Raw genomic sequence first — 10,971 nt, forward strand, 5'->3', positions numbered from 1 at the left:
CGCAGCAAGTCCCTGAGAAGGACTTGTGTGAGGGAAAAAGCGCCGCCGGAGCGCAACAAGTCCCTGAGAGGGACTTGTGCGAGCGAAATCGCGCCGCTGGAGTCGCAGCAAGTCCCTGAGAGGGACTTGTGGGAGCGAATTCGCGCCGCCGGAGTGCAGCAAGTCCCTGAGAGGGACTTGTTGGTTTACATCGTGCGGGACGATTGGTTTCGCAGTGCAGACACCCGGCTGTTCGGAACGATGACGAAGGACCGCATTCGCGGTATAGTGCTAGGTTACGCAAAATAACGCATAAAAAAAGGCAGCCCAGCCGGGCTGCCTTTTTATCATTCCAGTTCATATTCCCCGGCATCAGGGGCGCTGAGATTTACCGACTCTCAATCAGTGTGTAATACTCCCGATCGAAGATTCGATAATAGATGAACGGTGGCAGCTTGTCGTACAGTGGCTGCACGTCGTTCATGACCTGCCACTGGGTCTCGTGGGCAAGGATGACCTTGTTCTTCACGCCAGCTTCGGACGGCATCTTGATCGCCAGTGTCGGCTTAGGCAGACCCGCGCCCGGTTCGGTTGGGTATCGCTCCTTGAACGTCTGCGATATTTTGAGGGCGGTATCGATCATCGGCTGCGGCAAGGTGGCAAAAAACAAGCGGTTCGCCGTGAAATCTTCCTGCTCGCGATCCTCATTAAAGACCTCTCGTACATATTTGCCCGCCAACAGATGATCCATATGTCCATACAAGCCGACTTTATCATCGGTCGTCAGTATGGTAGAAGGGGAATACTTGGCGATCATATCACGAATAACCCCTTTGATCTCTTCTTCATCCGTATCGACCAACCCACCGTCGGGGAAGTCGAATACTTCAAGACCGGATACTCCCAGGATGTCCGCGATATGCTCGACTTCCTGCGTCCGCTTTGCTCCGAGCTGACCCCGTTCCACGATATCGCCGGTAGGGCCGGCTTCGCCCCGCGTTAAATAGACCAACGTAATATCGACGCCCTGCTTGCTCAATTTACTGAGCGTACCCGCCACGACGACTTCATCGTCGGGATGGGCGAACACGACCAGCAAGCGCTGTTCATCCTGATCGGCAATGAGCGTGGACCCGACGTCAATCGACCGATCGTTGATATATACGTTCAGGAATCCGATTCCCGCTAGCAAGATGACAAGCACGAGGATGGCGATGGAGCCGACCACCTTGACCCATCTGTTCTTTCGTCTTCCCCTGCTGCGGTTGCTCCGCGGCATTCTGTTGATAACTTCCATGTGATGTCCCCCTAGTTGGTATCTGTGCTAAATGACCATAACCATAATTGATTGGTGCATTATTCCAAAATTCGACACCGGATTATCATTTTCCTCTAGTGAAACGCTTTCCTTTACCCGATATATATATTTGTGTTGTTTATTAATGACGGGAGGCTGAAAGGAAACATGAACATGGAAATGCTCCAGCAGCGCAATAAGCTGCTATCCAAGCTGTTGTGGTTCTCGCTGGCGCTTGGACTCATCGTGGAGATCGCAACAGGGCAATCGATCGACAAAATTATGATTTTGTTAAGCACCGGAATCGTCATCATTGGACTGATCACCGTGCTGTCCTGGAAAAGACTATTCTCGCGCTACATTCAATATTTGGTGGTGCTCGCGCTAGGAATCCTGTCGTTCCTCATTATTTATTCCACCCATACACTTACCACTTATTTACTGGTTTATTATAGTCTCGCCTTGATTACGTTGTATAACAACGCCAGAGCGATCCTGTTGTCCGGCTTGATCGGGGTTATTCTGACGAATGTGTTCTATGCCATCTACCCCGATACGATGTTCGCTGTTTACAAATTGGATGCCCTTCTGACCTTCAATCTGTTTCTCGGGCTTGTGACCTTGATTCTGGCGTACAGGCCAGACTAGGACGGGCGATGGTTGCTGAGAATGAACGGCGAACGGCCGAGGCGGTGGAGGCCAAACAGCACACCGAGCAATTGCTGGAGCAAGTGCAGGGATCGCTGCAGGTACTCAACCGGTTCGGCCAGAATTTGCAGGACAATATCGCTTCAACCAATCAGATATCCATCGAGCTGACGCGCACGTTCTCGGATATGTCGCACGGCGTGGACGCGCAGTCCTCCAGCATGGTGGAGATGAACCAATCGTTATCGAATATCGATCAGCTCGTGCAGTCCGTGGACACGATCGCCAAAGACATGCATCAGTTGTCCAGCAATACGTCCACCATCACGACCGAAGGGAACGAACAGATGGAGACGCTTGTCGGCGAGATCGATCAGATCCGGCAGATTATCGACATCACCGTCAATCTGATGAACGAATTGAATGAGCAGAACCAACAGATCAGCGTCATTGTCGAAGCGATTACCGATATTTCCTCGCAGACGAATCTCCTCGCCTTGAATGCAGCCATCGAGGCGGCGAGGGCAGGGGAGCAGGGCAGAGGTTTTGCCGTGGTTGCCGGTGAAGTGAGGAAGCTGGCAGAGAACTCCTATACCTCCACTCAGGAGATTGCCCATATCCTGGGCGAGATTCAGCGCAAGACGGTCAGCGTGACCGAGCAAATCTATAAAGGCCATGAGATGATGAACAACAGCCGCAAGGTATCGACACGCGCAGACGAGATCTTCAAGGAGATCATGGTCAGCATGAACGAGATCCTGGGCCGAACCGCGGATGCAGAGAAGTCATCCGAGGAGCTGCGCTTATCCTCCAAATCCGTGCTGGACGAGGTCGCTTCCGTGACGGCCGTCACTCAGCAGAGCAGCGCATCGATCGAAGAAGTGTTCTCCTCGATAGAGGACCAGAACGATCGGATCAGCAAAATCGCCAGCAACTTCAAGGAACTGGAAGAGCAGCGCCTGCTGCTGAACGAGCTGGTGACCAAACGGTAATAGTATAGAAAAAAGGCGATGCAGAGAAGATTCTGCATCGCCTTTTTATTGGTGCTAGAAATTAGGTGGTTTGTTTCTTCCATGTGTTGTTCGGCGTCGTACCGTCGCCTCTGGTGCTCTTGTTCGTCCATTGGTTCCACAGGCCCCGCAGGTAAGGAAGCACCCACCGGTCCAGACCGATCTTACCGGCATTGGCAGCAGCGACAATGATCAGCACTTCCAGCAGCAGCATCTGAGCGTTGGTGCTCACCGTACCCGAGAAGAGGAACGCCGCGTTCATCACCAGGCCCATGAGGGCTGCGAAGGTGGTGAAGGTACCGAGGATCAAGCCGACGCCGACGAGGAATTCGCCGAGCGGGACGATGAAGTTGAAGACGTTGACCCCTGGCAGTGCTACATTTTCAAGGAATACAGCCCACCAGCCCTGTACGGCCGGGTGATCGCCACTCGCCTTGGCGATGGCGCCTTGCAAGTACCCTCCAGCATCAAAGCCCCCCGTTAACTTGCCCCAGCCTGCGACCATCCACTCGTACCCGATGTAGACCCGAATGAAGGTTAGAAACCACATTGCCCATTTGTTCGTTCTCAGCCAGTTGTTAAACATATTAACCACTCCTTAGTGAATTTTATATTTTGTTAAGTTGTAAACGTTACGTTGATGTCTGACCTGATGTGTTGCGTTATTGCTGTGAAAGTGATCACCTTTCCTATGTCTTTATTATAAGTGAAAAATTTCACAATAAATGTGATAAAAATCACAAATCTGTGAACATTGAAATTTTGGGCGCTGCGGTCGATATAAGTGAAGGATAACCGCGAACCGAACTCGCCGAATGAGATGGCCTCGGAAAGCAGCATATGTGAACAGCAACATATTGACCGGCGATTCTGAAGTCTATGTTCAAGACGATGATCTAGCATCGCATCTCCTATAGAATGGCTAAATTATACAGACAAAGCGCGAAATTTGTGATTAAATGTAAAACAAATGTCTCTTGTCGGCGTCTGGAAATTACAGACAGGTTGAATGCAAAATTTGGGTAATAAGTATTGTGGTCTATAGGGGGAAACACGAATGGGATTCAACGATCTATTGAAGACAGCGATCTGGAGGACGGGCACGGGCCTGCTAGCGGTCTCAGCCGTAATCGCACTGTCGGCTTGCAATGGGGACAAGCAGGCAGAAGTATCTCCGCCAAGCGAGGTGGAGGCTCCGATCGAGGCTCCAACGGAAGAGCCGCAGGATAACGCTTCTTTTCCATATACAGCACCTTTAACGGGATTGCCGATAGAGGAGCCGGTGACGCAGCGTCCGCTTGCGATCATGATCAATAACGCACCAGCCGCACGGCCACAGTCGGGTCTGGGTCAAGCGGATATCGTGTACGAGGTGCTAGCGGAAGGAGGCATTACGCGGTTTATCGGGATTTACCAGAGCCAGAGCGGAATTGAAAAGATCGGACCGATACGCAGTATCCGTCCGTACCTGATCAACCTTGGCGAAAGCTACGGCGGCGTGCTTGTACACGCAGGCGGCAGCCCGGAGGCGTATTCGATCATTCAGAGCCAGCGCAAGCACGACCTGGATGAGATCGGAAATGCGGGCGCCTATTTCTTCAGGGCGAGTGACCGCAAGGCCCCGCATAATCTGTATGCGAGTGACGAGAAGCTGCGTGAAGCCGCGGCCAAGCACAACTATAACACGGAGGTAACGGTTCCGCAGTATACCTTCTATCCGGAGAGCGTGGAGGTTAGCGGCGAGGAAGCCGGTGGATCTGGCACGGATGGCGATGCCGCTGGAGAAGCTGCAACGAACGTAGACATCAAATTTTTGCTAGACAGTTATGTCGTGGGGTATGTCTATGATGCTTCTACTAATACGTATAAACGTTCCATGAACGGCTCGCCTCATATCGATCCGAATGACAACGTGCAGCTCGAAGCGGCGAATGTGATCGTGCTCGGGGCTGACCATAAGGTGCTGGATGACGTGGGGCGACTTGCGGTGAACGTGGAAGCAGGCGGAGAAGCGATGCTGTTCCAGCGCGGGCAGGTGATCCGTGGGCAATGGGTACGGGCTGCGGGCGATGCGATTCGGTTCGTGAAGGATGGTCAGGAAGTGCAGCTCGTGCCGGGCAAGACGTACTTCAATATTGTGCCGAACGCCCCGTCGTTCGAAAGCCACGTTACGATTACGAACCCGTAAATGTTGATAGAGTCCGGATAATCCGCCACGATAGGGAGATGTTAATAGGCAAAGAGGCGTAGGCTGTAAGTCCAAAGGTCGCCTTCTTTGCTATTTTCTCACAAATTTGAGTGTTACTTATATATACACACCCTGCGATGGATGTGATAAGATAGTCAAGGTTGTCAAACCACACCGTCATTGCAAAGCGTTCGTGGCAATTTTATCGGAAAAGAAGGGGTTAAGAATGAAGAAGAAAAAGGATATATTCTTTCAAACGTTGGAGAATATGGCCGACACGGTGGTACAAGCCGCAGATTATTTTTCGCAGCACGTTTCCAATCTTCAAGATGTGCTTGAATTTGCCAATGAAATGAAGAAGTTCGAGTCTCAGTGTGACACGTATACCCATACCGTCATCATTGAACTCAACAAAACGTTTATCACGCCGATCGAACGCGATGACATCATGGCTTTGATAACCAGTATGGATGACGTAATGGACGGGCTGGAAGCCACCGCATCCCGTTTCTACATGTATCAATTAGGGAAACCTGACGAGTATATGGTGCAGTTTGCAGAAATTTTGCGTCAATCCGCTTATGAAATTCAGAAAGCCATTCATTTGCTCTCTCAGAAGAAACTGCTGGCGATTCGTGAGTACACGATCCGCTTGAACGATCTGGAGAACCAAGGGGACGAGCTGCTTCGCATCAGTATCAAGGAGCTGTTCGCATCGGTAAGCGATCCGATTCTCCTGATCAAGAAGAAGGAAATATACGAACGTCTCGAGACGACCACGGACACCTGCGAAGACGTGGCGAATATGCTGGAATCCATCATCATGCGTAATTCGTAGAGGGGTCCTGACATATGGAAACAACGATGTTAGTGTTGGTTATTGTTGTATTTCTGGCGCTCGCGTTTGACTTTATCAACGGGTTTCACGACACGGCGAATGCAATCGCAACGTCGGTATCGACCCGGGCGTTAAAGCCGCGCGTCGCGATTCTGCTGGCAGCCAGCATGAACTTCATCGGTGCGATGATGTTCACGGGCGTAGCCAAGACGATTGGCGGCAGCATAGCAGACCCCGCGAAGCTGGAGAACGGCATACCTATTGTTATCGCTACGCTGTTAGCCGCGATTATCTGGAACCTGGTGACTTGGTGGTTCGGATTGCCGTCTTCCTCGTCGCATGCTCTGATCGGAGCTTTGGCGGGCGCGGTATTTGTCGGTGCAGGCAGCGAGATGCTGAATTACGGCGGATTTAAGGATATCGTACTTGCACTCATTCTCTCACCGATTATCGCGTTTGTGATCGGTTATCTGGTGATGCAGTTGCTGAAAGTCATCTTTGCGAAGCGCAGTCCGCATACGGTGAACAAAGGCTTCCGTACGATGCAGATTTTTACGGCAGCGTTGCAATCCTTCACGCACGGTACCAACGATGCTCAGAAAGCGATGGGGATTATCACGTTCGCGCTCGTGACCTCCGGTCAACTATCGGAGATGGAAGTTCCCTTCTGGGTTAAGCTGTCTGCCGCAACGGCGATGGCGCTTGGAACATCCGTGGGTGGATGGAAGATCATCAAGACGATGGGTACGAAAATATTCAAAATCGAGCCGATCAACGGCTTCGCCGCCGACTTCTCGGCCGCATCGGTTATTTTCTCGGCAACGTTGCTTCACTTGCCGATTAGTACGACGCACGCCATTACCTCGGCTATTCTCGGTGTAGGCTCAGCGAAACGCTTCTCTGCCGTGAAATGGTCGCTGGCAGGACGAATCGTGGTGACCTGGTTCATTACCATTCCGATTACGGCAGTGCTGGCAGGTATTATATTTATGATTCTGTTCTAATTACACATAGAGTATGGATAGTTGTGGGCCAATCTGTTATTGATTGGCTTTTTTTATTGGTTTTGCCGATAATAGGATGGAGATGAAGGGAAGGAGAGGTGTCCGTACATGATTCGCACGCTCGCGATCACACATGACCATGAAGCTGTTATCGGGCTGCCGCTTCAGGACATCCGGATGGAGGAATATGCTTGGATCTGGGCGGATTTCAGCGAGCCAACGCCGGAAGAAGCGGCGTATCTGGATCATTATTTTCATTTTCATCCGCTGGCGGTGGAAGACTGCCTGCACGTTCTGCAGCGGCCGAAGCTGGATTATTACGACGAGGAGATCAAATTCGTTGTCTTGCATGCGCTTCAGCCGGACACACTGCACGCGGTCGAGGTGAATCTGTTCCTTTCGCCCTCCTTCGTGGTCTCCTTCCATCAACATGATCTGCCTGAATTAGACGATGCCTGGGAGCGTGTGACTTCGGTCGTCCGCAAAGAACCGCTTGGAGAAGACGGTCCCAGCTTCACGGCATATACGATTATCGACAAGCTGGTGGATCAGTATTTCCCAAGCTTGTTCGCGATTGAAGACGAACTGGCGGAGCTGGAGAGCCGCGGGGAGAAGGATTCGGTCGAGGATCTGATGAATCAAGTCTTCGCTTTGCGTTCCAGACTGCTTCGCCTGCGGCGGACGGTCGTACCTATGCGGGATCTGCTCTACCGGATCGTCCATTCGCAGCATATGGAGCAGCACGCGCATCAGGCGTATTTTTCCAATATCTATGATCATCTGTTGAAGCTGGCGGATATGATTGAGGCGGATCGGGAGATGACGGCGGATCTGCGGGACAGTTATATCTCGGTCAACTCGAATCGGATGAATACGATCATGAAGACCTTGACGGTGATTACGACGATCTTCATGCCGCTTACGCTGATTGCCGGGATCTATGGGATGAACTTCGTGAACATGCCGGAGCTGCAGTGGCCCTTGGGGTATTTCGTGGTGCTGGGGTTGATGTTTCTGCTTGGGGGCGGAATGGTGATGTGGTTTATGCGCAGAGGATGGTTTAAGTAGAATGTAAGAAAAATAAGGCCCCAGCCGCTCAAAGAGCAGCCGGAGCCTTTTGTTGCGTCATGTATGGGCTGCCCGTATTTCACTTTAGGATCAGCGGCGGCGTCTGCCCTTGGCCGAGCCTGTCGGTCTTCGTGAGCCGGAGCGTCGCTTGCCTCTTGCACGCCGCCTGCGCGGTCTATATTCATAGCCGTCGTTCTGGTCGGTGTAAGCCGTACTGGAGCCACCGTTTTTCTTCTTCTTGCTGAACGCGCCAGCGAGCAGAGACACCATCGGGGCTAACTGCTGGAAGCCTTGCATGACCTTCTGAACCTTGCCGATGTTGTTCACGAGCCCGTCGATGCCACCCATACGGTCTATGATGCCCTTGAGATCGCTGATGTTATTGACGCCGAGCCCACCGAGAAGCTTACCTATTCCACCTCCGCTGCCGCCTCCGCCAAGGAGACCTGCCAGCCCCCCGCCACCCGAGTTGTTGGCTGGTGCCAGAGCTGAAGCCGAAGCCTCGAGTTCGGATCCAGACAGAACTTCGATATCTGGGGTATCGGTGTATGGATATGAAGCGGCTGCATCCACCTCGCTGTATGGCGTGATGCCCGGATAAGGTGATGCCTCCTGCGGCAATGACTCACTTAGCGAACGATGGGAGGTGGGTCGGCGATGATGATAGTGAGAATGACCAGACATGATATCACTTTCCTTTGTAAGTTAAGATACTATACTGTATGATACGGGCGGGCGATGGGTTTAGGCGTTTCACCCGATTTTCGGGATAGGAGCGGAATCGGGCGAATGCCAGGAAGATTTAAACCGGCGCTTAATGATTGGAATCGAAGGCTGTATAAGGGATGCTCGCCGGTAAGACGTGGTCGTCCTGTAGTGCGTGAAACCGTTAATGCTTGAAAAGACCATATCCGCTCGGGTACAATGGGAATGCGAGTGTTTTATACACAGTAACAATAGGGGATGATCATCCAGTGCAGTTAAAGAAGTTAAATGATAAAAGTATCGATCAGTTATTCGAAGCGATTCTAACGCTGAAGGATGTGGAGGAATGCTACGTATTCTTCGACGACCTGTGCACCGTGAACGAAATTCAGTCTTTGTCGCAGCGGCTTGAAGTTGCACGCATGCTGGGCAAGGGCTCCACATACAACCAGATTGAAGCAGAGACGGGAGCAAGCACCGCTACGATATCGCGTGTGAAGCGTTGCCTGAACTACGGCAATGATGGGTACAAGCTGACGCTGGAGCGACTGGGACGTTAAGATGAAGCCCGGCGTACTGGTGATTAGCCACGGCTCGCGAGAGAAGGGGTGGGTGTCGCTGGTGGACGAGGCCGTCCAGCAGCTGGCATCCCGCATGGACATACCTGTTGTGGCTTCCTATCTTGAATTGGTAGAGGGCCGTCTGATTCAGGACGGGATCACGACATTGGAGGACCAGGGTGTCACTGACATTGTGGTCATTCCGTTATTTGTCTCGTCCGGCAGCACACATATGGATGAAATCGCTTATGCTATAGGAGCGAAGCCGGTTCCGGACATGGAGACCGATCTTGGACCGTTTCAGGTTCAGGCTCGGGTTCATTTCGGTTCCCCGATGGACGATGATCCGACGATTGCTGCCATGGTGTGGGACAAAGTAAGAGCATTATCTACGGACGGCGCGGGAGGTTATTCTACTCGTCGGACATGGAAGCAAGCATGATCTGTTTCGCCATCGCTGGGAAAAGGGTATAATGTCATTGGCAAGGCGAGTTAGCGAAGTTAGCGGTACAAGCGCAGATTATGCCTTGCTGAGTCCCGGCGATGTGCGGGACAAAGTGACAGCATGGTTAGAGCGTGGCCGCGAAGTGATCGTGGCTCCGCTTTTTTTGAGTGAAGGGTATTTTACGGAGAACGTGATACCGGATCGGCTGGCGGGGCTATCTTGTCGTTATTCGGGCAGAACGCTGTTGCCGCATCCGCTGCTGCCGCAGTGGATGGAGTCGCAGGCGAAGCGTCTTCTTCAATCCTTGAAATCATAAGTAGGTGGCGTATCGTTAATGAGAAATGCAAGGTTAATTTATAACCCGACCTCCGGGCGAGAGGAAATGAAGCGTCGTTTGGCTGATATACTGCATCGGCTTGACAGTGCCGGTATTGAAACCTCCTGCCATGCAACAACCGGGAGGGGGATGCGACCCGCGAGGCTGCAGATGCGGTTGAGCGGGGGTATGATCTTGTCATTGCTGCTGGCGGGGATGGTACGCTCAATGAAGTCATAAACGGAATGGCGGGCAGAGATCATCTTCCGCCGCTCGGCATTTTCCCGCTAGGTACAACGAATGATTTTGCACGTGCGCTTGGCATATCCAAGAACTGGGAAGAGTATTGCGACCTTGTCATCCGCGGTGAGACGCGCGCGATCGACGTGGGCAAGGCGAATGACCGTTACTTCATTAATATCGCGGGCGGCGGTACGCTGACGGAGCTGACGTATGAGGTTCCAAGCAAGCTGAAGACGATGATCGGACAGCTCGCGTATTATCTGAAGGGCATCGAGAAGATGGTCAGCCTCGCGCCGCAGGAGCTGATCATTCGGGCGAATGGCAAGAATGTCATCCATGATGAATTCATGCTGTTCCTCATCGCCAACAGCAACTCGGTCGGCGGCTTCGATAAGCTGGCGCCGGGTGCAAGCATGGATGACGGCCAGTTCGACGTCATCGCGCTCCGCAAATGCAACTTGGCGGAGTTAGTACGCGTCGCCACGCTCGCCCTGCGGGGAGAGCATATCCATGATAAGCGGGTGCTGCATTTCCGCACCGATTACATGGAGGTCACCTCCCCAGGCCAGGTCCAGTTGAACCTGGATGGCGAGTACGGCGGCGTATTGCCGGGCACGTTCCGGATTTTACCGCAGCATTTAAGGATTTTTGGTTGATCCTATGATTGAAT

11 protein-coding genes and 2 pseudogenes are annotated in these 10,971 nt (G+C 52.3%); 10 read left to right on the plus strand and 3 right to left on the minus strand.

The annotated features are described in order from the left end of the window. Positions 1-288: hypothetical protein (locus JCM10914_RS20005; RefSeq protein ID WP_036719227.1), on the plus strand; the 288-nt coding region annotated here is incomplete at its 5' end. A gap of 79 nt (positions 289-367) precedes the next feature. On the opposite strand, the gene JCM10914_RS20010 is transcribed toward JCM10914_RS20005, so the two are convergent. Then, positions 368-1,276, minus strand: coding sequence for a PIG-L deacetylase family protein (locus JCM10914_RS20010; protein WP_023964029.1), 909 nt, complete (start codon positions 1,274-1,276; stop codon positions 368-370). Between the two features lie 168 nt (positions 1,277-1,444). Between JCM10914_RS20010 and JCM10914_RS20015 the strand changes: the two genes are divergently transcribed. Next, positions 1,445-1,924 carry a methyl-accepting chemotaxis protein gene (locus JCM10914_RS20015; protein ID WP_023964030.1) on the plus strand — a complete coding sequence of 160 codons (480 nt, stop codon included), beginning with the start codon at positions 1,445-1,447 and terminating at the stop codon, positions 1,922-1,924. Positions 1,925-1,932: 8 nt separating this feature from the next. Beyond that, the gene (locus JCM10914_RS20020) at positions 1,933-2,916 is read left to right on the plus strand and encodes a methyl-accepting chemotaxis protein (RefSeq protein ID WP_023964031.1); all 984 of its coding nucleotides are present in this window, start codon (positions 1,933-1,935) and stop codon (positions 2,914-2,916) included. Positions 2,917-2,977: 61 nt separating this feature from the next. Here the strand turns inward: JCM10914_RS20020 and JCM10914_RS20025 are convergent, their stop codons facing one another. After that, complete coding sequence (locus JCM10914_RS20025; RefSeq protein WP_023964032.1) at positions 2,978-3,520, minus strand: DoxX family protein; 543 nt, start codon at positions 3,518-3,520, stop codon at positions 2,978-2,980. A 471-nt stretch (positions 3,521-3,991) separates the two neighbouring features. Between JCM10914_RS20025 and JCM10914_RS20030 the strand changes: the two genes are divergently transcribed. From JCM10914_RS20030 to corA, 4 genes are all read left to right on the plus strand, one after another. Beyond that, positions 3,992-5,122 carry a DUF3048 domain-containing protein gene (locus tag JCM10914_RS20030; RefSeq protein ID WP_023964033.1) on the plus strand — a complete coding sequence of 377 codons (1,131 nt, stop codon included), beginning with the start codon at positions 3,992-3,994 and terminating at the stop codon, positions 5,120-5,122. Positions 5,123-5,348: 226 nt separating this feature from the next. After that, a complete protein-coding gene (locus JCM10914_RS20035) occupies positions 5,349-5,960 on the plus strand; it encodes a DUF47 domain-containing protein (protein ID WP_023964034.1) in 612 nt (203 codons plus the stop codon). Between the two features lie 14 nt (positions 5,961-5,974). Continuing rightward, positions 5,975-6,964 (plus strand): inorganic phosphate transporter, encoded by a 990-nt coding sequence (locus tag JCM10914_RS20040; protein ID WP_023964035.1) that lies wholly within the window; start codon positions 5,975-5,977, stop codon positions 6,962-6,964. Between the two features lie 108 nt (positions 6,965-7,072). Continuing rightward, the gene (gene corA, locus JCM10914_RS20045) at positions 7,073-8,032 is read left to right on the plus strand and encodes a magnesium/cobalt transporter CorA (protein ID WP_023964036.1); all 960 of its coding nucleotides are present in this window, start codon (positions 7,073-7,075) and stop codon (positions 8,030-8,032) included. Positions 8,033-8,122: 90 nt separating this feature from the next. Here corA and JCM10914_RS20050 read toward each other — a convergent pair whose 3' ends face one another. Beyond that, positions 8,123-8,716 carry a hypothetical protein gene (locus JCM10914_RS20050; RefSeq protein ID WP_036719231.1) on the minus strand — a complete coding sequence of 198 codons (594 nt, stop codon included), beginning with the start codon at positions 8,714-8,716 and terminating at the stop codon, positions 8,123-8,125. Positions 8,717-9,006: 290 nt separating this feature from the next. Here JCM10914_RS20050 and JCM10914_RS20055 point away from each other — a divergent pair, with 290 nt between their 5' ends. From JCM10914_RS20055 to JCM10914_RS20065, 3 genes and pseudogenes are all read left to right on the plus strand, one after another. Continuing rightward, positions 9,007-9,297 (plus strand): YerC/YecD family TrpR-related protein, encoded by a 291-nt coding sequence (locus JCM10914_RS20055; RefSeq protein WP_023964038.1) that lies wholly within the window; start codon positions 9,007-9,009, stop codon positions 9,295-9,297. Between the two features lies 1 nt (position 9,298). Further along, a pseudogene (locus JCM10914_RS20060) lies at positions 9,299-10,058 on the plus strand (sirohydrochlorin chelatase). Positions 10,059-10,076: 18 nt separating this feature from the next. After that, positions 10,077-10,957: pseudogene (locus JCM10914_RS20065) on the plus strand (diacylglycerol kinase). Positions 10,958-10,971 lie beyond the last annotated feature (14 nt).

It is taken from the genome of Paenibacillus sp. JCM 10914 (assembly GCF_001315105.1).
Taxonomy (GTDB): Bacteria; Bacillota; Bacilli; order Paenibacillales; family Paenibacillaceae; genus Paenibacillus_AQ.

Bases quoted from the DNA above. Each gene is read 5' to 3' on its own strand.
- JCM10914_RS20010 (WP_023964029.1), bottom strand. From the start codon at position 1,276: ATGGAAGTTATCAACAGAATGCCGCGGAGCAACCGCAGCAGGGGAAGA.
- JCM10914_RS20015 (WP_023964030.1), top strand. From the start codon at position 1,445: ATGAACATGGAAATGCTCCAGCAGCGCAATAAGCTGCTATCCAAGCTG.
- JCM10914_RS20020 (WP_023964031.1), top strand. From the start codon at position 1,933: ATGGTTGCTGAGAATGAACGGCGAACGGCCGAGGCGGTGGAGGCCAAA.
- JCM10914_RS20025 (WP_023964032.1), bottom strand. From the start codon at position 3,520: ATGTTTAACAACTGGCTGAGAACGAACAAATGGGCAATGTGGTTTCTA.
- JCM10914_RS20030 (WP_023964033.1), top strand. From the start codon at position 3,992: ATGGGATTCAACGATCTATTGAAGACAGCGATCTGGAGGACGGGCACG.
- JCM10914_RS20035 (WP_023964034.1), top strand. From the start codon at position 5,349: ATGAAGAAGAAAAAGGATATATTCTTTCAAACGTTGGAGAATATGGCC.
- JCM10914_RS20040 (WP_023964035.1), top strand. From the start codon at position 5,975: ATGGAAACAACGATGTTAGTGTTGGTTATTGTTGTATTTCTGGCGCTC.
- corA (WP_023964036.1), top strand. From the start codon at position 7,073: ATGATTCGCACGCTCGCGATCACACATGACCATGAAGCTGTTATCGGG.
- JCM10914_RS20050 (WP_036719231.1), bottom strand. From the start codon at position 8,716: ATGTCTGGTCATTCTCACTATCATCATCGCCGACCCACCTCCCATCGT.